The organism is Candidatus Avedoeria danica (assembly GCA_016703025.1).
In the GTDB taxonomy this organism is placed as follows: Bacteria; Chloroflexota; Anaerolineae; order Epilineales; family Epilineaceae; genus Avedoeria; species Avedoeria danica.
This window is the reverse complement of the sequence record JADJCV010000004.1, coordinates 1972629-1995904: the sequence shown is the minus strand read 5'-3', so window position 1 is coordinate 1995904 and position 23276 is coordinate 1972629. Positions and strand designations below refer to the sequence as shown.

The window sequence follows — 23276 nt, the reverse complement described above, 5'->3', positions numbered from 1 at the left end:
TTCGTACATGGCATGCGGTGCATCGCCGTCGGCATCGGCTTGGCCGGCGCCGCGGCCCTCGCCGCCTGCACCGGCCAGCCGACGCCGCTCGGTCCGCCTCCGCCCGCGCCGGCCGCCACGGCGGACCCGCGGGCGCTGGTCTGGGCGCTCGAGTCCGCACCGACGACGCTCGATGCGGCGCGGGCCGGCACGGACCTGGCCGCGCTCCAGGTGGCCAACCAAGTGAATGACGGCCTGTTTCGCTACAACGCCGACAGCCTCGAGATCGTGGGCGATCTGGCCGAGAACTGGGACGCGGACGTCAGCGGCAAGACGTACACGTTCACGTTGCGCAAGGGCGTGCTGTTCCAGGACGGAACGGCGCTGGACGCCCCGGCCGTCAAGTGGAACTTCGAGCGCTGGCTGCTGCCGGAGCACCCACAGCACAAGGGCCGCTTCCTGCAGTGGCTCTCCCTGTTCGGGACGCATGACGACAAGGGCATCGTCGAGAAGGTCGAAGCGCTGGACGCGCTCACGTTGCGGATCACGCTGCGCCAGCCGTTCGCGCCGTTCGTTCAGCACTTGGCGAATCCGGCTTTCGGCATCGCCAGCCCGCGTGCGGTCACGGCGGCGGTCGAGGCGTACGGCGCGGATGGCGCACACCTGCCGGTCGGCAGCGGGCCGTATCACGTGGCATCGTGGGACAAGGCCAGCGGTGTTGTTCGGCTCGAGGCGAACGCCCGCTACTGGGGCGCCGCGCCCAAGACGCCGAACGTCGTCTTCGCTGCGATCCCGGATGCGGGTCGGCGCGCCGAGGCCGTCGCCGCGGGCGTCGTCGCGGGCGCCGGCTTCACGCCGACGATGGCCACCACGGGCACGCTGGCGGCGCCAAGCCTGCGCATCGTGCCGCGCCCTTCGCGCTCGAACGCGTGGCTGATGCTCGACACGTCGGCCAGCCCGCTGTCCGACAAGCGCGTGCGCGAGGCGATCCACCTGACCGTCGACCGCACCGCGCTGGCGAGCGCCCACTTCGGCAGCCAGGCGATACCGAGCAACCAGCTCCTCCCGCCCGGATTCCTCGGGCATGACGACAACCTCCGGCCGCCGGCGCCGGACGTCGAGCGCGCCAAGGCGCTGCTGGCGGAGGCCGATTTGGCCGAGGGCTTTCCGCTGCGGATCTGGGTACCGGACCAGCCACGGCCCTACCTGCCGGATCCGCTCGGCACGGCCGGGGCGATCGTCGAGATGCTGAAGGCCATCGGGATCGACGCGAGCGTGAACCCGATCAGCGCCCGCCGACTCCTCGACAACCGCGACCGGGCGTACCGCGCCTGGCTGATCGGCTGGGAGGCACAGACCTCGGACCCCGACAGCATGTGGTACTGGCACTTCGGACCGGCGAACACGAACACCGAGGGCCACTACGAGAACGACGACCTGTTCAAGCTCCTGCTCGAGGCCCAGCGGACGACCGCTCAGACGGACCGCCGCCGCACGCTGTACGAGAGCGCTGCGGCGCTCGTCGCCGCCGACATGCCGCGGATCTTCCTGGCAAACGCGCGCCCGATCGTGGCCGTCGGCAGCCGCGTGCAGGGCTACCTGCCCGGTGCGATGGGCTACGACGCGTTTGCCGGCGTCAGCCTGACGGAGCCGCCGGCCGACGCCTCGCCGCCGCCGCCGCTCGAGTCCTACTTGCCGCCCACCGCCACGCCGACCGCCGTCGAGAATGCCCCTCTGCCCACGGCCGGGACGCCGAATGGCTCGCCGCCGGCCGGGACTTCGACCGCCGCCGCAACACCATCCCCCACGCCGGCGACGCCTTCGCCCGTCCCGCCGACCGCGACGCAGGCCGGACCCGCCCGATCGAGGAGCGCACCATGAACCCCAACCCGAACAGCGGCGACCCGACAAGCCGCATCAAGGACAGCGGCGCAGAAGTGCGGCCGCATCGTCTGGCCGAGCTCGCCGATCAAGGCCGCCGTGCGTGGCGCCTGCTGCGCGACGGGCGGGTGCCCGGGTGGCAGAAAGCGATCCCGGTGCTCACCGCGCTGTACGTGCTGTCGCCGATCGACGTGCTGCCCGAAGCGATCATCGGCCCGTTCGGCCTCGTCGATGACTTCTTCGTGGTGCTGCTGGCGTTGAAGGCGTTCAACCACCTGGCTGGGCCGTACGCGGACGAGCGACACGCCCCGCTCGGCGGCACGGGCGCGACGGACGACGAGGTCTCGGGTCCGACGATCGAGGTGCCGTACCGACCGGTGCCGAAGTAGCGATCGGTGCGGCCGACCCGTCCGGGGCCCGCTCCCCTAACACCGACACGCGCCGTCGCCGCGGGCTATAATGGCCCTGTGACACGGACGTTCAACCCGAGGGACGTGGGGCGGGTCATCCAACTGCAGGCGCACGGCACATCCTTGGATGTCGCATCGACGGTTCTTACCCGTCGGGCACGGGTGGCGCCGGCGATTGCGGGCTGGCTGCGCTGGCCGGGGGCGGACCGGTGGACGTTGGTCTCCGACAGGCCGGCCGTCGGCGCGCCGAGCGGGTTCCTGCAGGCGCGGCGGCGCGGGCGCTCGCCGGAAGCCGACGTCACGTTCATCGCGCCGGGGCTGCACGTGATCAGCGGTGCGGCGCACACGTGGCAGCGCCTGTTGGGCGACGCGTGCGTGGCGCTCGGGCAAGCGGGCGTCGCCCGGCTGTTCGCGGCCAGTACCCTCGATGATGCGCTGGCCGGGCAGGTGCTGCAGCAGGCCGGGTTCGCGCCTTTCGAGGCGGATACGGTGTGCCAAATGGCGGCGCCGTTCGTCGCGGCGGGGTCCGTCGGGAGTTCGATGCGTGTCGCTGCGGAGGGTACATCGTTCGCTGGCGACGGTCGCCTCGAGAACGTCCGTCGCTACGCCGCGGCCGATCGCCCCGCCCTGCATGCCCTGCTTGTCGCCGGGCAGCCGGAGGCGGCCCGGTCACACGAGTCGGCGTGGTCGCGGTGGGCCGACATGCCGGCGTCGGCGGGGCCCCGTCGCGAGCGGTGGCGCGTCGTGACGGACGGCGGCGGGCGGCTGGTCGGCGCGGTCCGCATGGTCGTGGGGCGCGATGCCGTCTGGCTGAACGTCGCGGGATCGCCCGAAGCGGTCGATGTCGGAGCGCTGTTTGCGCTCGCGCTCGGCGAGGCGGGGCGGCTCCGGCCCGGCGGCGCGGTCTGGACGGCTGTCGGCGACCGCGAGCCGGCGCTCGGCGCGGCGGCAGCGGCCGCGGGCTTCGTGCCCGTCGTCCGGCGGCAGCGCTGCGTCCGGCAGACCGGCCTGCAGCGCATCGCGCCGAGCTGGCGCGCGTCGAAGCGGGCGGTGCCGCAGGCATCGTCCGGTGCAGTCACCCATGCCCAGCCGCGCGCCTCGCGGGCGCGCGAGCGGGCCCATTCGCTTCCCGAGGAGGGAACGTGATCGATCAATCCGCTAGCGAGGTCGCACTGCTGATCGACCTTCTGCCCGCGCGCCTCCGGGAGGCGGTGCGGGCGTTCAACGAGGCCGACGACATCGTCGAGATCGTGATGGACCTCGGGCGCAACCCCGAGGTCCGGTCCCATTCCGGCTTCAAGGTGTTCGAGGAATACGAGATCGGCGCGGACGATCTGGCGCACGTCGTCGCGCGGATCGGCGATTTCGGCGGCGACAACCGCGCAGGCATCGCCCGCACGCTCCACCGGATATCGGCGCTCCGCAACCGCCGCGGCGACGTGATCGGCCTCACGCTGCGCGCCGGGCGGGCGGTGGCCGGGTCGGCCGAGATCGTCCGCGACGTGATCGAGAGCGGGCAGAGCGTGCTGATCGTCGGGCGGCCGGGCGTCGGCAAGACGACGCTGTTGCGCGAGGCGGCGCGGATCCTGGCGCAGCAGAAGCGGGTCGTCATCGTCGACACCTCGAACGAGATCGCGGGCGACGGGGACATCCCGCATGCGGCGATCGGGCGGGCGCGGCGGATGCAGGTGCCCGAGCCGGCGCTGCAGCACGAGGTGATGATCGAGGCCGTCGAGAACCACAACCCCGAGGCCGTCGTCATCGACGAGATCGGCCGCGAGCTCGAGGCGCAGGCGGCGCGCACGATCGCCGAACGCGGCGTTCAGCTGATCGGCACGGCGCACGGCAACACGCTCGAGAACCTGATCATGAATCCGACGCTCTCCGACTTGGTCGGCGGCATCGAGAGCGTCACGCTGTCCGACGAGGAGGCGCGCCGCCGCGGGACGCAGAAGAGCGTCCTCGAGCGCCGTGCGCCCCCGACGTTCGACGTCGCGCTCGAGATCCAGGACTGGCACCGCGTTACGGTCCACCCGAACGTCGCCTCGGCCGTCGATGCCCTCCTGCGCGGCCGGGTGCTGGCGCCCGAGCTGCGCTATCTGGACGATGAAGGGCAGACGGTCGTCGAGGCCGGCACGCCGCTGCCGCCACCGGTTGAGCAGCGCGCTGCCCTGCGCGGCGCGCTCTCCGGCCGGCCAAGCCCCGACGGCGCCGGCTGGACGCGCGACGGGCGCACGGGCCGCGCCGTGCGCGACCCGCTCGCGCGCGAGGCCGAGGCCCTTCGAACCGCCCAGGGCGCGCCGTCGACCGATCCGGCCCCCGTGCAACTGCGGCGCGTCTTCGCGTACGGCGTGAGCCAGAGCCGTCTCCGCCAGAGCGCGAAGACGCTAGGGGTGCCGATGGCGCTCGTCGACGAGCTGTCCGAGGCCGATGCGCTGATCACGCTGAAGAGCTACTACCGCAAGCGGCCCGTCGTCATCAGCGACGCCGAGGTGCAGGGTGTTCCGACGTACGTGCTGCGCTCGAACACGTTCGGCCAGATCGAACAGGTGCTGGCCGAGCTGTACGGCCTGCAACCCGTCGCCGACCCGGACGAGGCCGCCCTGCGCGAGACGTACGATGCGATTCACGTGATCCGCACCGGCCGGCGGGAGTTCATCGACTTGGCGCCGGCGAACGCTTTCATCCGCCGTCAGCAGCACGACCTGGCCCGCGAGGCGAACCTGGCCAGTCTTTCGCGCGGCAAGGACCCGCACCGCCGGGTGCGGATCTCGCGCGTCGAGGGATGAGCGACGCCGATGAAGCGAACAGCGGCGGCGACCGCGGGTCAGCAGGCCGGTTCATCACGTTCGAAGGACCGGAGGGTGCCGGCAAGACCACGGTGATGCGTGTCGTCGCGCAGCGCCTGCGGGAAGGCGGGCGCGCCGTCGTCGAGACGCGCGAGCCGGGCGGCACGCGCGCCGGAGAACGCGTGCGCGCCGTCCTGCTCGACCGCGATTCGGGCGGCCTTCAGCCGACAGCCGAAGCGCTCCTGTTCGGCGCCGCGCGCGCCGAACTCGTGGCGCAGATCATCCGCCCGGCGTTGGCGAACGGATGCGTCGTGCTGTGCGATCGCTACACGGACTCGACGCTGGCCTACCAGGGCTTCGGCCGCGGCTTGGACAAAGACGATCTGCGGGCGATGAACGCCTTCGCGACCGGCGGCCTCGCGCCTGACCTCACGCTCCTGTTCGATCTTGATGTCCAAGAGGGCCTGCGCCGCAGGCACGCGGAGGGCGGGGCGATCACGCGGCTGGACGCCGAGAGCGTCGTGTTCCACGAGCGGGTGGCGGCGGGCTACCGGGCGCTGGCGGCGGCGGAGCCGGGCCGATGGCGGATCGTCGATGCGGGGCGTGCGGTGGACGACGTGGTCGAGGCGGCGTGGGGGGTGGTGCGCAGCGTGATCAACGGCTGAGGCCGTCGCCGAGGGAGGCGCTGTGCAACCACCACGCACCTGCTTTCGCCGGCGCCAAGACGGGGTTTGGCATTCGCCGCAGGTGCAACCCGGCGACCCGGCCGCACCTGCGGCGACGCCCGCGTCCCGCTCGCGCTTACGGCCGAACGACGTACAACGGCCAGGGCGGTGCGAATGCGCCCAACCGTTCGATCGTCTCGTGGTAGCCGCCGTGGATCCAATCGCGCAGCAGCCATTCGCCCAGCTGGTCGCGGCAGATGTGGAGCGCGGCTCCGTCGAGCGGCACCGTCGCCGGCGGCTGCCCACCGACGGGCTCGGCGCTGCCGATGTCATCGACGCCGGGGTACGGCACGGCGCCCTGCCAGGCATGGGTCAGCACGTACAGGCACACCGTCGTCTCGCCGACGCCCTCGAAGTACGCCTGGATGCGCGGCCGCGCGCCGGCCTGGAAGAACGCGTCGGCCAGCGCGCCGATCGCCTCGCCGTTCGCGCTCGTGCCGCCTTCGCTGTCCATTTGGCCGACGCCGAACACGTGCACCCGGCGGCCGTCCGGCGCGCGCGCACCGAACCAGGCGCTGTCGCCGCCATCGATCGCTTCCTGGAGCCCGACGAGCACGTCGGCGTACGGGCTGTCGGCGAGGCGCACCAGCTGGCCGGACGGCTCGTCGGGCGGCGGCAGGAAGCCGTCGGCGTCGGCGGTCGGCGTCGCGGTGGAGCCGGGCGGGGGCGTCGACGTGCCGGGTTGCGGATAACCTTGGGCGGACGGTGGCCGCAGCGACAACGCCGGCGGCATCGGCTGACACGCGGCCGCCAGCACGGATGCGGCGGCGACGACGATCAGCGGGGCGACGATCTGGCGGACCATGGTGATGTGTTCCTTTCGTGGGGTGCAGCGAGGCTGTGGGGTTGCGACGGTGCCGCCCATCAGTGCGGCTCCCCGGTGGCGATCGACGGGGTCGTCGTGCGCGCATCGTAAGCGGTCGGGGTGGTCGGCACATTCGGGGTGGCGGACTTCGTCGACGCGGGGCTCGCCGTCGTCATCGGCGTCGACGTCCCACCGTCGCCCGACCCGCCGCTGAAGCCGCCGCCCCCGCCCCCGCCGCAGCCGACCCGGCGAAACCGCACCGCATCCGCGCCGATCCGCATGTCCGCCGGCGCGACATAGTCGTAGCGATCCGTGCGGTCGTTCAGCTCGACGACCGGCTCGCCGTCGAAGGCGAAGATGCCGACCGGCTGCCACCGATCGCCCTCCTGGTGCTGGTCCATGACCGAGACCCGGTCGCCGACCTCCCAGCGGGCGATGTGCGTGTTCGAGATGTCGGCGCCGAACGGCACGAACGCCTCGACCAGGTACGCGCCCGGCGCACAGCCGGGGCATCGGTAGCGGATCCAGTAGTCCTTGCTCGAGCCGTTCGGGTGGGTCCAGAAGTGGCCGCCGCCCCGGCCGCGCGGGTCGCGGAACCAGAACGGGCAGTCGGCGGGCGTATCACCGGCTGCGCAGCCGCGCCTTACGGCCGGATCGTCCTCCTCCACGACCCGCTCGTCGCACGAGGCGGGGCACGGCGGGCCGGCGGCGCTCGGCACGTAGACGCGCATCGGCCAGCCGTTGCCGCGGTGGGGCTGCGGAACCCCCGGGTAGCGGTACCCCGAGTCGAAGCGGGCGTTCCAGCCGAAGACGTCGAACGTCTGGTCGCTGACATCGCCGCGCCCGCCCTTGGCCCCCTGGAAGTGGAGGTGCGGCCCGGTGCTGTTGCCGGTCGTGCCGACGGCCCCGATCGGCTGTCCCTTCTCCACCGCCGCGCCCTCCTCGACGAACACCGTCGCCAGATGGCCGTACAGGTGGGACAGCTCGCCGTGGCCGCCGTCCGCGGCATGCACGTCGAGGTGGAGGCCGTAGCCGGCCGCGTTGCCGTCGTGCCGCTCGGCAAACCAGCGAGAGCGGCGAACCGTGCCGGACGCGCTTGCCAGCACGATGCTCGACGCGAAGGCAGGGCGCTCGCCGCCGCCGCACGCCTGGCGGCCGCCGCTGCGGGCATAGTCCCAGCCGCTGTGCCCGTCGTACTGCAGGCCGCACGGCTGGACGTCGCGGCCGCTGAACAGGACCGTCCGGCCGTTTCGGCCGTACAACGGGACATCGTTGTCGTACACCGCCGTGATCCGAGGCTGCTCGCTGCAGTAGGGCGGGTCCCAGTCCGGCGCCGGATGGTCGCTCTGCGCCTCGGCCCGGCCGACGGCGACCAGCCACACCACGCCCACGACCCAACACGTGAGCGCCCAACGCCTGCCAGCCGCGCCGCGACGCCGCGTTTTCGGCGGAGAGGACGACGCGTATGACCCGATCGACACCATTGGAATTCTCCTGAACGAGAGCGGCCGTCGATTGGGGGCGACGGGCCGCGGTGATCGGGGGGGCGCCGGGGAGGGTACCGGACGGGCGTTGCGCAGTCGTCGCACGGCGCGCCATGCTCGGCCGCGACGCGCGCTGGACACGACCGACCCGCTCTGGAACAATCACGGCTTCACCCGACCGCCGGCAAGGATCGCTTGATCGTTGGATGCTGATCCCCAAGCGCCCGCTCCCCCCGAAATCGATCGCGCCATCGACGGCATTACGCGTGCCGATGGCGTCACGTCGATGTTCAGCGCCGACGACGCTGCGATCGACGCGCGCGACGAGTTCGTCGAACGGTTCCAGGACCCGCCGCCGCTGCTGATCGTCATCTCCGGCCCCTCGGGCGTCGGCAAGGACGAGGCGCTCAAGGCGATGAAGTCGATCGGCTTCCCGTTCCACTTCGTCGTGACGGCCACGACGCGGCCGCGGCGGACGACCGAGATCGACGGCGCGGACTACCATTTCATCAACGTTGCGGCGTTCGCCGAGATGATCGACCAGGGCGAGCTGCTGGAATACGCGCTCGTCTACGGCGATTACAAAGGCATCCCGAAGCAGCAGGTCCGCGCAGCCCTCGCCAGCGGCCAGGACGTCGTGCTGCGGATCGACGTGCAGGGCGCGCGGACGATCCGCAAGCTGGTGCCTGACGCCATCCTGATCTTCATGGTCGCCGAGAGCGTGGCCGAGCTCGAGCGGCGGCTGCGCGAGCGCAAGAGCGAGCCGGCCGACCTGCTGAAGATCCGGATCGCCACAGCCCGCGAAGAGATGCGCCTGGCCGTCGACTTCGATTACGTCGTCGTGAATCGGCGCGACCAGCTGAACGTGACCGTCGACACGATCACCGCGATCATCCGCGCCGAGAAGCACCGTGTCGCCCGCGTCGCACGCGGGGCGCCCATCGTCTTGTGATGGGCGGCTGGCCGTTCGCCGAGGTCGCCGTCGCCCTTCCGACCGACCTCGGCCGACCGCGCCCGGCCGCGCCGGATGCGCCGTCTCCCGACGCCTTCACGTACGCCATCCCCGGCCCGCTCGCCGACGCCGTTCACATCGGCAGCGGCGTCCGCGTGCCGTTCGGCCGCCAGCGCCTCATCGGCATCGTCGTCGGCCTGGCCGCGCGCACGGACCTCGGCCGCGTCCGCGACATCGAGGCCGTCGTGGACGGGGACCCGTGGCTGACGCCCGAAAGCGTCGCGCTGGCGCGGTGGGTCGCCAAGCACTACCGAGCGCCCCTTTTCAGCTGCCTCCAGCCCTTCCTGCCGCCCGGCACGGACACCGCCGCCCCGCGCCGCTACCGCCGCACGGATGCGCCGGTGGCTGCGTTCGGATCGGATGCGGACGTCCTCGCCCTCGTCGGCGCGTTCGGTCGGCAGCGCCGCCGGACGGAGTCCACCCTCCGCAAGGCCGTCGGCCCGCGCAAGTTCGCCGCCGCGCTGGCCGCCGCGCTGGCCGCCGGGCTGATCGAGCCGCTGGACGATCCGGACCTCGCGCCGCGCGCCCGGACGACCGCTTTCGCCCGCCGCCTCGTCGCCGACGGGGCGGCCGTGGACGCCGCCCTCGCCAAGGTCCGCCCGCACGCCGCGGCGGACGCGCTGGCGTGGCTGCGCCGGCCGGAAGTCGTGCTGCCGACGGCGGCCGAGCTTGCCGCGGCGACGGGCGGTGCCGCGCCGGGCGGCGGTGCGCGTACGCTCGCCCGGCTGGCGGCGGACGGCCTCGTGCTCGTCGCGCCGGCAGGCGAGGTGAACGTGGCGGACGCGGCGAAGTCGGCGGACGCGGCGAAGTCGGCGAAGTCGGTGGAGTCGGCGGAGTCGGTGGACAAGGTGGACAGCGTGCACGCGGTGGACGTCGTGGTGTTGCAGGTCCACGGCGCCCGCGCCCGCGCCGCCGAGCATGCGCTGCGGCGGGTGACGGCGCACGTCGAGGCCATGGAGTACCTGGCCGCATCGGGCGGCGCCGCGCCGACGGCCGACGTCGTCCGCCGGACGGCGGCCACGGCGGCGACGCTGGCGGCGCTCGAACGGGCCGGCCTGATCGCGGTCGTGCGGGCGGAGGCATCCGCGGGATTGCCGCCCGCATCGTTGGGCGCATCGTTGGGCGTGTCGAGTGCGGGCGACGGAGACGGGCGCGGTGAGGCCGTTCCGCCGATGACGGCCGACCAGACGCGCGCCTGGGCACAGCTGGTGCCGCTGCTGGACGGCGCCGACGGCCCGGACGCCGGCGGACCGCCCGTCGATCCGCCCGTGGCCCTCCTCCACGGCGTGACCGGCAGCGGGAAGACCGAGCTCTACCTGCGGGCGATCGCGCACGTGGCCGCACGCGGCCGGCAGGCGATCGTCCTCGTGCCGGAGATCGCGCTCACGCCGCAGATGGTGGATCGATTCGAAGCCCGCTTCCCGGGCAAGGTCGGACTCTGGCACTCCGAGATGTCGCCCGCCGAGCGCCGCGAAGCGTGGCAGCGCGCCCGCTCCGGCGCGGTCACCGTCGTCGTCGGCTCGCGATCCGCCGTGTTCAGCCCGCTGCCGCGCCTTGGCCTGATGATCGTCGACGAAGAGCACGCCGACGCGTACAAGCAGGACCGCACGCCGCGCTACCACGCGCGCGACGTCGCGATCGAGCGCGCCCGCCGGGTCGGCGCGGCCGTCGTGCTCGGCAGCGCGACGCCGGCCGTGACGTCGTACTGGCACGCCCGGCGCGGGGTCTGGACGCTGATCGAGCTGCCGCGGCGCGTGAGGACGGCGGACCCGCGGGCCGCGTTGGACGGCGGGGCGGCGATGACGGCGCCGGGCCACGGCGATCTGCCGCCGGTCCGCATCGTCGATATGCGGGCCGAGCTGCGGGCCGGAAACACGTCCATCTTCAGCCGGCCGCTGCTGGCGGCGCTGCAACACGCGCTCGTGGCCGGCGAGCAGGCGATCCTGTTCCTGAACCGGCGGGGCAGCGCGACGTTCGTCCAGTGCCGGGACTGCGGCCACGTCCAGGTCTGCCCGCGCTGCGATGCGCCGCTCACGCAGCACGTGGCCGGGCTCGATGCGGCCCGTCCGGGCCGGGCGACGGCGCGGCTGGTGTGCCACGCATGCGGCCACACCGAGCCGCCGCCCATGCTCTGCCCGGCATGCACGAGCCACCGGATCCGCTACGTCGGCCTCGGCACGGAGCGGCTGGAGCGCGAGACGCTGGCCGCCTTCCCGGGCGTCCGGACGCTCCGCTGGGATGCCGACACGACCGAGGCGCGCGGTGCGCACGCCGCGCTGATGGCGCGCTTCAGCAGCGGGCAGGCGGACGTGCTGATCGGCACGCAGATGATCACGAAGGGCCTCGACCTGCCGCTCGTCACGCTCGTCGGCGTCGTCTCGGCCGACACCGCGCTGCACTTCCCGGACTACCGCGCCGGCGAGCGCGCGTTCCAGCTCCTGGCGCAGGTGGCGGGCCGGGCCGGTCGATCGGCCGCCGGCGGCCACGTGATCTTCCAAACGTACAACCCCGACCACCCGGCGATCACGTTCGCTGCGCAGCACGACTTCGCCGGCTACTACACCCGCGAGATCGCGTTCCGTGCCCAGCACGGCTACCCGCCGTGGCGGCCGCTGTGGCGCCTGCTGTGGGTCACGGACCTGAACGACGCCGCGGCCGAGCCGGCGGCGCGGGCATACGCGCACCAGCTCGAGGCCGCCGCCGCCCGCCTCGGCCTGCCCTACACGATGGTGCGCGGTCCGGCGCCGGCGTTCTTCCACCGGCAGCGCGGCAAGTACCGCTGGCAGATCGTCCTCAGCTCGCCGGATGGCCACGCGCTGCTGGCCGAGGCGCCCCCGCCGCCGGGGTGGCGGGTGGATGTGGATGCGATCGACGTGTTGTGATCGACGTGCTGTGATCGATGGGCTGTGATCGAGGGGATGCAGCGGTCGTCCGGGCGTCGCGCTGCCGTGGTCGCGCTGCCGTGGTCGCGCTGGCACCTGTCGGTCGATTCGACCGCGCTCTGTCGCCGAACCCTGTCGCCGAAGCCTGTGCCGAAGCCTGTCACGGAACCCTGTCACGGAACCCTGTCGCGCGCAACCGTGTCCAGTGCGTACGGGCCCGATGTCGCCCGCGCTCTTCCGATGCACGTCATCGCCCTCAACGCTGCCATCCGAATCAGGAGATCCGCATGCCGCACCGCGTCGTCGCCCCCGCATCCGTCGCCATCGCTCTCGCCGCCGCCGTGCTGACGTGGGTCTGCGGCGCTGCCGCTCCTGCCGCCGCGGCGCCGCCGCTCCCGCTGCGCTACCAGTTCCACGTTGGGATGGATGTGCCCGTCCGGATGCCTTTCCGGTGGAACGCTCCCTACCTGGACCTCGAGGTCGGTCCGGACGGCACGCGCTACGCGCTCGATCGCGGGAGTCGGCGCGTGCTGCGCTATGCCGTGGACGGCCGACTGATCAACGCCTGGGGCTGGCCGGGGAACGGGCCGGGCGAGTTCGGCGACGACCGGACGAGCATCGACATCGGTCCGACGGGCGACGTGTTCGTGGGCGATCCCGCGAACGGCCGCGTCCAGCAATTCACGGCTTGGGGCGCCTTCGTGGCGGACGTCTGTCTCGGCGGCCGGGCAGTGGACGGGACGTGCGCACCGGACCTGAGCAACCGCACCGCAATGGCCGTCCTGCCGGACGGACGGTTCGTCGTCGGCACCCGGAAGGTCGCGGACGGCCGCGATGTCGGCGGCGACCTCACCGTGTATCGCCCGGACGGCGCGCTCGAGCGCACGTGGACCACCGTCGGCATCCACGCGCTCGAAAGCGACAGCCGTGGCCGGATCGTCGCGGCGGAGCCGTCGGCCTCACGCGTCGAGGTCTTCGATCCGGACGGCACGCTGCTGGCCACGCACGGCCGACGCGCTGGGGATGGAAAGCCGACGGACCCCGGGACGTTCGACCTGTGTCACGGTTCGTGCGCTCCGTTCGGTGGTTGCGAACCCAGCTGGGAATGCAATCCGCGGGACCTGGCGATCGGCCCGGATGACAGCATCTATGTGAACATCGCCGGCGAGCGCATCACCCGCTTCCTGCCCGACGGTCGCGCCGTCGAAGCCCTTCGCACGGGCCTGCAAACTTTGGCCGTCGGCCCCGACGGGACGATCGTCGTGGCCTATGACGCGCAGCTCTTCGCATGGTCCGCGGACGGCACGCCGGGCCCGACGTGGACGCTCGACCCGCCGCTCCTCAGCCCACCGCCCGACGGGCCGAGCGGCGCGTTCTTCGATCCGGTCGCCGTGGCGCCGGTGGCGGGCGGCGCCGTCATGTCCGATGCCGGCGCCGGGGCGCTGCAATGGCTCGGACCGCGCGGCGAGCTCGGCCGCCGGCAGCCGACGAACCCGTGCAACGGCGGCGCGCAACGGGGCGTCGCATCGGCACTCGCGCCCGCGCCGGACGGTGGCCTGCTGGCCGCGTTCGAAGCCGAGGGCTGCATACAGTTCCTGTCGGCCGACGGCGTGCCCGGCCGGACATGGGGCCGAGCGGGCGCCGCGCCGCACGCCTTCGGCCCGCTTTCAGCCGTCGCCGAGCTGGCGGACGACGGATTCCTCGTCGCCGACCCCGAGAACGGCCGGCTCTTCGCGTTCGGCCCCGACGGCGCGTGGCGCGGCGAGTGGGGGGCCGGCGAGTTCGCGGCTCGGCCGCTGCGGAATGCCCTCGGCTTACCGACAAACGAGCCGATCGACCTCGCCCCGGCGCCCGGCGGAACGGTCGTCGCGCTCGACGTGCCCGCGCGCCGCATCGTACGCTTCGGCCAGGATGGGCGCATCGTGCAGGCCTGGAGCGTCGCACCGCATATCCTGCGCGCGAACGGACTCGGCATTGGCCCGGACGGCACAGTGTACGTCACGGACAGTGAGGCCGACCACGTCGGCCGCTTCACGCCGGACGGCGCGTGGCTTGGCGCGATCGGCGCCGACGCCGGGCTCGCCTTCCCGACGGCCGTGGCGGTGACCGCAGCAGGGCGCATCCTCGTCTCGGATCCGGGCTGGAGGGCACGCTTTCAGAGCGGCCGCGTCGTCGTGATGGAAGCGGACGGGACGGCGGCCCGCCCGTGGCTTGGGAAGGTCGCCGGGGACGAATTCGGCATCAAAGATCTCCTCGTGCTGGACAACGGCGAAGTGTTGGCCCTCGAAAACAATACGATGCTCCGACTCGACAACGACGGCAACATCCTCTCCAGCGTGAAGATGAACCCTGGGGTGTACAACCACGTCGGGATCGCGCCGCGTGCCGGCGGATCGCTGTTGGTGATCGGAGGTGGGCGAACCGGGCCGGTGGCTGAGGTTGCACCCGACGGTGCGCTGCGGCGGACGTGGCGCTCCACCCGCAGCGGCCCGGGAAGCCTCGATCGGCCCACCGGCATCGCTGCCGGCACCGGCCCGGACGGCGTCGCCCACCTCTGGGTGGCGGACGCCGACGGCGGCCGCGTCGCCCGGTTTGCGTGGGACGGCACATTCGAAGTTGAGTGGACCGCCGGCCCGGACGGAGTGCCGCTGGGCGCCGTGGCGCAGCTGGCCGTCGCGCCGGACGGCAGCGTCTGGGTGGCGGACCCGGACCACGACCGCGTCGCGCACTTCACGGCGGATGGCGTGCCGCTCGGCGCGATCGGCGCCGCCGCGATTGGCGCAGACGCCGCGGACGGACTCCTCGAACCGACGGGTGTCGCCGTGACGGCGGACGGAACGATTATCGTCGCCGACACCGGCCATGGCCGGCTGCAGGCCTACGGCGCGGACGGCACCCTCGTGGCCGCGTGGGACGGCGGCGACGCGCCCGGCACCCGCTTGCGCGAGCCCGTCGGCCTGGCGCTGGCCCAGGAGGACGGCACGTTGTGGGTCGCCGACCGGGAGGCGAACCGCGTCGTGGCCTTCGCCGCGGCGCCGCCCACCGCGTGGCACGTGCGGTACTATCGCGACGATGGTCTGATGGACGGACCGGTGTTCATCGAGAGCGCTGCGGGCCTCGATCTGGACTGGGGTGGCGCTCCGCCCGCTGCCGGCTTGCCCGCGACCGGTTTCGGGCTGCGCACCGAACGGCCGGCGGGGCTTCCGGACGGGGATCGGTTGCTCACGCTCGCGCTGCGGGGCGGCGCCGCGCTGTTCGCGCCGTTCGGGCGCGCCCCGCTCGTCGTCGCGGGCGACCCGGCCGTGCGCGCGGCGGGCACGCACCTGCGCGCGGACGACTGGCTGCGGATCGACTTTGCTGCCCGCGCGGCGCATCCGATGTTGCGGCTGGACGAGGGCAAGGTGCACCGGCTGTACTTCCCGTCGGCGTTGCGAGATGACGGTTGAACACGGCGAGTGGGTTCGATCCCAAACGCCGGCCTCATGCCGCTCTCTGAGCCGCCGCGAACAGGTCATCCCGCTCCCGCAGCCCAACGCCTGCGGCGGTGTGCGCACCGTTGCCGGCGCGCCGCGACTACAATGAGCGGCACAGCCCCCTTGTCCCCCAAGGAGCCGCACCGTGCCGATGTTCCTGACGCGCTTCAGCTACACCCCCGAAACGTGGGATCGACTGGCCAAGCATCCGGAGGACCGACGAGACGCGGCCCGGGCCTACATCGAGTCGGTGGGAGGCAAGCTCCACGGCTTTTGGTACGCGTTCGGCGAGTACGACGGCTATAACCTGTGGGAGGCTCCGGACAACGTGTCGATGGCAGCCGTGGCGATTGCGATCGGCGGAGGCGGGGGCCTCTCGAAGATCGAGACGACGGTCTTGCTCACGGTTGAGGAGACACTGGCGGCGCTGGGGCGGGTCGAGACGATTCATTATCGTCCCCCGGGCGAATGAGCGGTCGCTCGCAAAAGGCGTCCGCAACGGTATCCACCCAGATTCCGACCGATTTGCACCGATGCGCCATACCCTCTGGCGGTGCGCGCGCTCGGCCGGCATCGCCGCGCAGTCCGTTTGCCTCGCGCTGGCCCTAGGCCAAGCGGTATCGACTGCCGCCGCGGCCGCCAATCCAGCATCGGCCTCCGACGCACCGTTCCCGTCGCCGCGAACGGACGAAGCCCGCCTCCTCTTCCTCGGCGACGTCATGCTCGGCCGCTACGTCGGCGCCGCCATCACCGCCCACGGCGCGGACGCCCCCTTCGACCGCGCCCGCACTTGGCTGTCGGCAGCCGACGTCACCGTCGCCAACCTCGAGGGGCCGCTCGTGCCGCCGGGCGCCTTGGCCGTTCCGCCGCCGTCGCCCGGCCTGCTGAACCTCACCGGCAGCACGGCCTCAGCCGGCGCGCTCGCCCGCGCGGGCTTCGACGTGCTGTCGGTGGCGAACAACCACAGCCTGGACGCCGGCGAGCCGGGCCTGCGGCACACCCGCCGCGCGCTCACGGGCGTCGGCATCGCGCCCGTCGGGCTGCGGGCTGGCGGCGCGGACGGCGTCGGCGTTGACGGCGCTGTCGGTCAGATGCCGGTGATCGAGGACGTTCGCGGCATTCGCATCGCCTTCCTCGCCTACACCCTCGTCCTCAACCCAACCACGCCGCCCAGCCGCGCCGCCGCCGCGATCGCGTACATCGACCCCGCAGTCCCGGCCGACATCGCCCGCGCCGCGAGCGAAGTGAAGCGGGCGCGCAGCGGCAGCGCCGCAGCTGTCGACGCGGACGCCGACGCGGACGCCAACGCCGACCTCGTCGCCGTGGTCCTGCACTGGGGCATCGAGTACGCCGCCCGCCCGAGCGCCGGCCAGCAGCGCATCGCCCGCGCGCTGGCCGCTGCCGGCGCCGACCTCGTCGTCGGCGCCCACCCGCACGTCGTGCAGGGCGTCGAGGCGTTGGGTGTCGTCGGGGCACTGGATGTCGAACCCCTCCGTCATGCGCCCCTGAGCGGCGCACCGCCCCAGCCAGCCACCGCCCGCCCGACGATCGTCGCCTACTCCCTCGGCAACGCCCTGTTCGACCAAGGCGGCGACGCAGCGACGCGGCGCGGCGCGGCGTTGGAAGTCGGCGTAGATTCCGGCGGCGTTCGGTGGGCCAGGCTGATCCCGCTGGCGATCGAATCCCGCCCGAACGGCTATGCCATGCGGCCGCTCGACGATCCCGAAGGTCAGTACACCGCGCGGCGGGCGACACGTCCGTCCAGTGGGCAGCCAGCCTCCCCTTGATCAGCCAACCGCCTATGGGACCCTCCCCCCTCATCGTCTATACCTTGCCGCCCACGCTGTCGCCCCCGCACCGAACATCGCCCCCGCCGCCACCCGCCGCCTCCACCCAAGGACACCGCCCATGACCGCACGCCATCGCCCTCCCCGCCGCTCTCTCGCCTTGGCCATCGCCCTCGTGCTCGCCGTCACCGCCTGCCGCACTGCCCCGTCGACCCGCGACATCCCCCCGCTGCCGGCCCATCCGCCCGCTCCTCGCGGCGAAGCCCGCCGACAGCGGCTACCCCAGCTTCATGATCAGCGACGCCTAGGCCCGCAAGAACGCGAACACCGTGCTCGGCAGTTGGACGGAGCTGAAGCACGACACGAACCTCTACGCCAAGCAGGCGGAGGCCGTATCCGGCTACGATCCTGAGCTGCCGAAGGGCTATGTCGAACCGGAGCCTGAGTTCTACGCCCGCATCGCCGCCCTCGTGGCCATGACCCGGGACGGGCTGGTCGCGCGCGGTCTCCTTCCCCCGCCGGCGCCGGACGCCAGCGGCATGCCGGGCCTGACCGAGACCCTCGACTACCTCGCGGAACTCGCGCTCGAGCTGAAGGCGATCAGCGAGAAGGAGCTTGCCGGCACGCCGCTCGGCGAGGACGAGTACAGGCTGATCGCCTTTTATGGCAGTACCCTGGAGTACTTCACCGCTCTGGCCTCCGATGTCGGTCCCGACGGCGATCCCGATGGCGACATCCTGGACATCGACGAACAGGACGCCGCCGTCGTCGCCGACGTCGCCACCGGCGCCCCCGGCTCCCCCTTCGAAGACACGGCGCTGACCGTGGGCACCGGCCGCTTCATGGAACTCTATGTCGTCGTGCCCATCGAAGGCCGGTTGGTGCTGACGCGCGGCGGGATCTACAGTCAGTACGAGTTCGTCCAGCCGTCCGGCAACCGGCTGACGGACGAGCAGTGGCGGGCGCGGTTGGACGGGGGCGATGCGCCGGCGCTCGAGGCGTGGAAGACGTTCGTCGTGCGATAGCGGGAGACGTCGATGCATGGCACATTCCATCACCGCCTACGTCCACGGCTAGCCACGACGGCCGCGGCGGCCATCGCGTTCGTCGCCGCGTCGCTCCACCTCGCCGCCGCGCCCCACGTCGCCCACGCCCAAGAGTGCGCCGACGCGCCCGCCCACCCCGAGTGGATCTTCTGCCACGACTTCGAAGCCGCCGACGCCGCCAACTTCGACCGCTACTGGGACGATGTATACGGCGCGCCCGGCCGCACCTTCCTCACGGGCGACAACCCCGGCGGCGTGCCCGGACGCCGAAGCATGCGCCTGCAGGTCGTGAACGAGGGCGACACGGCGCTGGCCAACGGCGTGACGTCCGGCCCGTCCAAGTTCCTCGGCCGCGACGTCGACTGGGACGTGATCCACTATCGCCGCTACCTGCGCTTCAACGCCGACTTCCACCAGGGCAACTTCATGCACCTGGGCGGCCTGATCGCCTGCAGCGCCGCCCTCTATCCGTGGGGCTGCCTCGGCCACGCCGGCGAACGGCCCAAGGGCAACGAGCGCTTCACGTCCAACCTCGAGCCGTGGTCCAACTACCAGCGGCTGCCGTGGCCCGGCAAGTGGGGCTTCTACAGCTACTACCACCAGATGTTCAAGGACTGCGGCCATCCGGGACCCGACAACTGCTACGGCGACCTGTTCGCGCCCGAGGGCGACGTCTTCCTGACGCGCGGCGCGTGGCACGTCCTGGAGATGGCCATCGACGCCGGCACGCCCGGGCAGGCGGACGGCAGCCAGACGTTCTGGCTCGACGGCCGCAAGGCGTTCACGCAAGGCGGCATCGCCTGGCGGACGACGCGCGAGCTGCGCGTAAACGAGGCCGGCGTCTACCTCTACATCCACAACAATCCGGCCCGCACGACGAACATCCTCGACGTCGACAACGTGCTCTTCAGCCGGAGCTACATCGGCCCGGCGCTGTGCGAGGACGGCGCAGCGATCACGGCGCCGTGCGTGTGCGGGGGGGCGGCGGATGCGGAGCGGGCGGACAACGTGGTTGCGGACGGCGTGTGCGTCGGGGGGGCGTGGCGTGGGGCTGGGACGGGCACGGCGACGGCGACGGCAACGGCGACGGCAACGCTAACGGCGACGCTACCGCCTACGCCCGCGCCCCCGCCAACGGGGCAGCCGACCGCGGACGTCGTGAGTGGCGCCCACGCCTATCTCCCATGGTCCGCGCGATTCGCTCGCCCGGCAGCCGCCCCATCGATCGGCCCGCTGCCCTAAGGACGGTGAGCGCGACTGCAAAGCGCCATCCCAGTCCGCGACGAGGAGGTCTCTGATGCGATGGAGAATAGCCCCCCTTCTGCTCGGCGCGGTATTCGCCCTCCGCCCTGCATCGGCCGTGGCGTGTTCCTGCGCCGAGGGCACCCCCTCCGAGGCGATGGACTCCGCGCGAGCCGTGTTCGTCGCCCGCGTGACCGGCCACCGTTCACTCGCGGCGTTCGGCTCGGGCAACGGGTTCGTCAATGGTTACGACCTGGAGGTCATCGAGTCATGGAAGGGAATGGCCTCGCGCACGGCGTACATCGTCTCCGGAGATGGCGGCGGCGATTGCAGCATGCCTCTCGACGTCGGCGAGACGTACGTGATCTACGGGCACAGCAACGGCAGCGAGCCCTTGTCGTCGTACCTGTGCTCTCGCACGCGACCGTTGGTGGACGCCGCCGACGACATCCGCTACCTCCGCACCCTGCCCACCCTGCCGCTGGCGCCCGCGTCCGCCGTGCCGATGTGGGCGATCGTCCTTGGCGGGCTCGCGGCGGTGGGCGTGCTGGCGTACGGCTACGGGGTTGAGGCGCGGTGGCGGCGCGGGGAGGGGGCGGGATAACGCCGACGTAGCGGATGGGCGCCAGTGCATTTGGCGGCTGGTCGGGTCCTGCCTATGATCCGACATGCCCGGACGGGGTGCTTTGCAGCCGTGCCCAACGGCCGATAACGCGACGAGCCACGTGCCACGACACCGAGATGTCCTCCATCGCGTCCTGCACGGCACTTCGGACACGAACATCTCCTTCGGTGACCTGCGTCGCCTCTTGATTCGGCTCGGGTTCGACGAGCGCGTGCGTGGGGACCACTTCATCTACAGTAAAGTGGGCGTTGCGGAAATCCTGAACCTGCAGCCCAAAGGCGCTCAGGCCAAGCCCTATCAGGTCAAGCAAGTCCGGGGCGTCATCGTGAAGTACAAGATGTCAGGAGACGATCATGCAGACTGAATGGAAGTATGAGGTCATCATCTATTGGAGTGAGGACGACCAGTCCTATGTCGCCGAGGTCCCTGAGCTACCGGGCTGTGCCGCCGACGGCGCAACCTACCAGCAGGCACTCGCCAACGTCGAAGTCATCGTCCATGAATGGATCGAAACGGCGCGGGAACTGGGACGTGCGATACCGGAGCCCAAGGGTCGGCTGCTGTACGCGTAGTCGGCCGTCGCGGTTGGGCGGCGCATCGAAGGACCGACTTGGCTGCCGGGCGGTCCGAGTCCGGGATCGGACGGCCAGGCGCAAGTCATACGCCGTCGGTCGTCCTGTACGATGGCCAGCGAGTCGACGACCGCCGCCGCTCGCTGCGCAGGAAGATTACCCATGCCGCGTTACCCCCTCGTCCCACGCCCATCCCACCGCGCCCACCCCTTCGTCGCCGCCGTCTGGCTCGCGCTCGTCCTCATCCCCGTCCTCGCCGGCTGCCGCCGCGTCACCGACCTGACGCACGTGCCGACGCCCTTGCAGCCGACGTCACCGACGACGCCGACGACGCCGACCGATGCCGCCACCTCGACGCCGACGCCGCGTCCCACCTGGACCCCTCGGCCCACGGTGGACGCCGCCGTGCCGCTGCCGGTGGCGATGACGTTTGAGGAGGCGCGGGCGGAGGTGTGGTCGTGGCTGGATCCGGCGTACGCGCCGCGGATCGTGTCGGTGGACTACGTGGCGGGGGCGGCGGTGGAGACGGATCGATTCATGACGCGACAACCGCTCGTCTTCGACAGCCAGGTTGACATGGACTTCGCAGAACTTCTCGCCGGCCGTCGGCTGCCGACGACGGTCGTGCGTGTTGTCGCCGAGTTCGCGCCGCTAGATGCGCCGCTGTACAGGCAGATCGACGACCTTCGTGGCGTCGGTGAGCCGAGGAGCGTCGTCCCGGCAAGACGGGTGGCGATGTTCGACGCGACGACGGGCGCGCGTCTGGCGCTGATGTCGGCCGAGACACGCCAAGTCGATGTCCTCGAAACCACGCTCGCCGCTCCGACCGTGCCGTTCACGTTCCAGGCCACCGTCCTTCAGGCAACCGCCACGGCGGATCGTGCGACGTCGATGCCGATGCCCAGTGCGACGACGATACCGACGCCGATCGGCCCGACGGTCGAGGCGGCCAGCGTGCCTCCAGCGATGCACGAGGTGCTGACGGCGTACCCGCTCCTGCCGGGCAGCACGTGGACATGGGAGTCGACATCGTTGAACAACCGTGTCACGTGGACGCGATCAAGAATGACCGACCGAACCGTTGAGCCGGTCATGCAGCCAGGCTCTTGCCGCGGCATGCTGTGGGAAACTGTCCGCGAACGCATAGATCAACAGGTTCGCGTCGACGAGGATCATCAACCGTGCGCCTCACCATCGACCAAGGCGAGCACATCGGCGACGCTGTCGATGTTGGACAACAGGCACCGACCGAGCGTCATAGGTTGGGTGTAGCTCACGACGGTGGAACGCTTGGCCGTCTGATCCTGCGCCAATCCAAGCCTGAGCAGCCGGTTGACGATGTCGCGCAGCCGGCCATCTTGCTCCGCCTGCAAACGCTTGAGCTGAGCCGCGACATCGTCGTCCAGCGTAATGGTCGTCCTCATGCATCGCAGCATAGCATGGGTGATGTCGTGATGCGAGACGCACCTAGAACTCGGCTAGGGATCGATCAGGGCGGGCATGCCTTGAACGATCCCTAGACCTCTAGCACCCCTGCCACTTCGGCGCGAACCGGATCGCATTCAGGAACAACCGCTCGCTCTGCGCGAACGGCGGCGGCGGCCAGGGCAGGGTGTAGTTCGATGCCGCCGCTAGGTCGATCGTGAGGGCGATGGTCTGGGTCGTCGCCTGGCTGGAGCACGCACTGAACGGGAGGACGGTGTTGGCCGGGAAGACGAAATCGCCCAGCGAGTTGTTCCACACCACGCTCCCGCCGGCGTAATTGTGCGAGCGGTTGAGCGTCACGGGCGGGGTGGCCGGAATCGTCCACGAGAAGTCCACCAACGCCTTGGAGGCCGTCCCGTTCAGGCGACCGCTGAACATCGCCTGACCCGCCTGGAGCGGCACGGGTGGCGCGTAGTTCTGCTTGTAGTCCCCGAGGGTGAACTGGAATCCGGCCGGCACCTTTACCAGCACCTGGGCTGTGCACTGGATCCTGCCCTGGTTGGGCAACACGCTGAACTTGTCGAGGAACTCGATCGAGATCCGACCGTAGCTGATGGCGGCGGTCGTCGTCCCCGGCGGGCATCCCGGACCGGGGATGAAGCCGGCGAGCTGCAGGCCGCTCGGCGGCGCCGCGACCGTCCCACTGACGACCGGCGGTGCGGCGAGCGGGTCAGCGGCGGCGGCGGAGGCGTCGATCGGCGCCGGTTCCCCAGCGGCCAGATCATCGCTGACCGGCACGCCGCCGTCCACCTGACCCGCGCCCGTCGCGCCCATCGACGCGCTCTCGGCGTTGGCGCCGGTCCCCAGGGCCGCCGCCTGTTGCTCCGCCGGCGCGGCCGGCGCCGCCGACTGGCTGTCGGCGGCCGCCCCGTCTTGCTGCGGCTGAGCCTGCGTGTCTGAGCTGGCCGGCGGTACGGCGGCGCCGCCGAGACCGCCGCTCTGCGTGGCGCAGGCTGCGGTTCCGGCCACGAGGGCCGCGGAACACACGAGTGTCCACCACGGGGCATGTCGCTTCATGATCACCTTCTCCTCCAGCGTTGCGCGTCGGGGTTCAGGCAATATACACCCGTTGGAGGGGC

The 23276-nt window shown here is 71.8% G+C and carries 19 protein-coding genes; 16 read left to right on the top strand and 3 right to left on the bottom strand.

Annotated features, from left to right (window positions below; genetic code table 11):
- Window positions 1-12: 12 nt before the first annotated feature.
- The 5 genes from IPG72_11200 (at window position 13) to IPG72_11180 (ending at window position 5724) form a co-directional block, all read left to right on the top strand.
- Window positions 13-1860, top strand: coding sequence for a hypothetical protein (locus IPG72_11200; protein MBK6769550.1), 1848 nt, complete (start codon window positions 13-15; stop codon window positions 1858-1860).
- Window positions 1857-2249: a DUF1232 domain-containing protein gene (locus IPG72_11195; protein ID MBK6769549.1), complete on the top strand. Its 393-nt coding sequence runs from the start codon at window positions 1857-1859 to the stop codon at window positions 2247-2249. The genes IPG72_11200 and IPG72_11195 overlap by 4 nt, the downstream gene beginning before the upstream one ends.
- A 78-nt stretch (window positions 2250-2327) precedes the next feature.
- Window positions 2328-3416, top strand: coding sequence for a hypothetical protein (locus IPG72_11190; GenBank protein ID MBK6769548.1), 1089 nt, complete (start codon window positions 2328-2330; stop codon window positions 3414-3416).
- Complete coding sequence (locus IPG72_11185) at window positions 3413-5059, top strand: AAA family ATPase (GenBank protein ID MBK6769547.1); 1647 nt, start codon at window positions 3413-3415, stop codon at window positions 5057-5059. Before IPG72_11190 ends, IPG72_11185 begins: the two co-directional genes overlap by 4 nt.
- On the top strand, window positions 5056-5724 hold the full coding sequence (locus IPG72_11180; protein MBK6769546.1) for a dTMP kinase: 669 nt from the start codon (window positions 5056-5058) through the stop codon (window positions 5722-5724). The genes IPG72_11185 and IPG72_11180 overlap by 4 nt, the downstream gene beginning before the upstream one ends.
- A 136-nt stretch (window positions 5725-5860) precedes the next feature.
- On the opposite strand, the gene IPG72_11175 is transcribed toward IPG72_11180, so the two are convergent.
- Window positions 5861-6589: a hypothetical protein gene (locus tag IPG72_11175; GenBank protein MBK6769545.1), complete on the bottom strand. Its 729-nt coding sequence runs from the start codon at window positions 6587-6589 to the stop codon at window positions 5861-5863.
- A 59-nt stretch (window positions 6590-6648) separates the two neighbouring features.
- Window positions 6649-7974 (bottom strand): M23 family metallopeptidase, encoded by a 1326-nt coding sequence (locus IPG72_11170; GenBank protein MBK6769544.1) that lies wholly within the window; start codon window positions 7972-7974, stop codon window positions 6649-6651.
- Window positions 7975-8359: 385 nt separating this feature from the next.
- On the opposite strand from IPG72_11170, the gene IPG72_11165 reads away from it, so the two are divergent.
- The 11 genes from IPG72_11165 to IPG72_11115 all read left to right on the top strand — a co-directional run bounded on the left by IPG72_11165 (window position 8360) and on the right by IPG72_11115 (window position 21984).
- On the top strand, window positions 8360-9025 hold the full coding sequence (locus IPG72_11165) for a guanylate kinase (protein ID MBK6769543.1): 666 nt from the start codon (window positions 8360-8362) through the stop codon (window positions 9023-9025).
- Entirely contained in the window at window positions 9025-11967 is a 2943-nt protein-coding gene (gene priA / locus IPG72_11160) for a primosomal protein N' (protein MBK6769542.1), read from the top strand. Before IPG72_11165 ends, priA begins: the two co-directional genes overlap by 1 nt.
- 287 nt (window positions 11968-12254) lie before the next feature.
- Window positions 12255-15413, top strand: coding sequence for a hypothetical protein (locus IPG72_11155; GenBank protein MBK6769541.1), 3159 nt, complete (start codon window positions 12255-12257; stop codon window positions 15411-15413).
- Between the two features lie 172 nt (window positions 15414-15585).
- Window positions 15586-15912 carry a GYD domain-containing protein gene (locus IPG72_11150; GenBank protein MBK6769540.1) on the top strand — a complete coding sequence of 109 codons (327 nt, stop codon included), beginning with the start codon at window positions 15586-15588 and terminating at the stop codon, window positions 15910-15912.
- A 61-nt stretch (window positions 15913-15973) separates the two neighbouring features.
- Window positions 15974-17227 (top strand): CapA family protein, encoded by a 1254-nt coding sequence (locus IPG72_11145; GenBank protein MBK6769539.1) that lies wholly within the window; start codon window positions 15974-15976, stop codon window positions 17225-17227.
- 329 nt (window positions 17228-17556) lie between these two features.
- Window positions 17557-18252, top strand: a complete 696-nt coding sequence (locus IPG72_11140) for a DUF3160 domain-containing protein (protein MBK6769538.1) — start codon at window positions 17557-17559, stop codon at window positions 18250-18252.
- A 12-nt stretch (window positions 18253-18264) separates the two neighbouring features.
- Window positions 18265-19515, top strand: a complete 1251-nt coding sequence (locus IPG72_11135; protein ID MBK6769537.1) for a hypothetical protein — start codon at window positions 18265-18267, stop codon at window positions 19513-19515.
- Window positions 19516-19672: 157 nt separating this feature from the next.
- Entirely contained in the window at window positions 19673-20119 is a 447-nt protein-coding gene (locus IPG72_11130; protein MBK6769536.1) for a hypothetical protein, read from the top strand.
- Window positions 20120-20240: 121 nt separating this feature from the next.
- Window positions 20241-20504: a type II toxin-antitoxin system HicA family toxin gene (locus IPG72_11125; GenBank protein ID MBK6769535.1), complete on the top strand. Its 264-nt coding sequence runs from the start codon at window positions 20241-20243 to the stop codon at window positions 20502-20504.
- Window positions 20494-20712: a type II toxin-antitoxin system HicB family antitoxin gene (locus tag IPG72_11120; GenBank protein MBK6769534.1), complete on the top strand. Its 219-nt coding sequence runs from the start codon at window positions 20494-20496 to the stop codon at window positions 20710-20712. Before IPG72_11125 ends, IPG72_11120 begins: the two co-directional genes overlap by 11 nt.
- A 162-nt stretch (window positions 20713-20874) precedes the next feature.
- Window positions 20875-21984 (top strand): hypothetical protein, encoded by a 1110-nt coding sequence (locus IPG72_11115; GenBank protein MBK6769533.1) that lies wholly within the window; start codon window positions 20875-20877, stop codon window positions 21982-21984.
- A gap of 252 nt (window positions 21985-22236) precedes the next feature.
- Here IPG72_11115 and IPG72_11110 read toward each other — a convergent pair whose 3' ends face one another.
- A complete protein-coding gene (locus IPG72_11110; protein ID MBK6769532.1) occupies window positions 22237-23214 on the bottom strand; it encodes a DUF4360 domain-containing protein in 978 nt (325 codons plus the stop codon).
- Between the last annotated feature and the right edge of the window lie 62 nt (window positions 23215-23276).

Coding starts and splice junctions, on each gene's coding strand:
- IPG72_11200 (MBK6769550.1), top strand. CDS start 13: ATGCGGTGCATCGCCGTCGGCATCGGCTTGGCCGGCGCCGCGGCCCTC.
- IPG72_11195 (MBK6769549.1), top strand. CDS start 1,857: ATGAACCCCAACCCGAACAGCGGCGACCCGACAAGCCGCATCAAGGAC.
- IPG72_11180 (MBK6769546.1), top strand. CDS start 5,056: ATGAGCGACGCCGATGAAGCGAACAGCGGCGGCGACCGCGGGTCAGCA.
- IPG72_11175 (MBK6769545.1), bottom strand. CDS start 6,589: ATGGTCCGCCAGATCGTCGCCCCGCTGATCGTCGTCGCCGCCGCATCC.
- IPG72_11165 (MBK6769543.1), top strand. CDS start 8,360: ATGTTCAGCGCCGACGACGCTGCGATCGACGCGCGCGACGAGTTCGTC.
- priA (MBK6769542.1), top strand. CDS start 9,025: ATGGGCGGCTGGCCGTTCGCCGAGGTCGCCGTCGCCCTTCCGACCGAC.
- IPG72_11155 (MBK6769541.1), top strand. CDS start 12,255: ATGCCGCACCGCGTCGTCGCCCCCGCATCCGTCGCCATCGCTCTCGCC.
- IPG72_11145 (MBK6769539.1), top strand. CDS start 15,974: ATGCGCCATACCCTCTGGCGGTGCGCGCGCTCGGCCGGCATCGCCGCG.
- IPG72_11135 (MBK6769537.1), top strand. CDS start 18,265: ATGCATGGCACATTCCATCACCGCCTACGTCCACGGCTAGCCACGACG.
- IPG72_11130 (MBK6769536.1), top strand. CDS start 19,673: ATGGACTCCGCGCGAGCCGTGTTCGTCGCCCGCGTGACCGGCCACCGT.
- IPG72_11120 (MBK6769534.1), top strand. CDS start 20,494: ATGCAGACTGAATGGAAGTATGAGGTCATCATCTATTGGAGTGAGGAC.
- IPG72_11115 (MBK6769533.1), top strand. CDS start 20,875: ATGCCGCGTTACCCCCTCGTCCCACGCCCATCCCACCGCGCCCACCCC.
- IPG72_11110 (MBK6769532.1), bottom strand. CDS start 23,214: ATGAAGCGACATGCCCCGTGGTGGACACTCGTGTGTTCCGCGGCCCTC.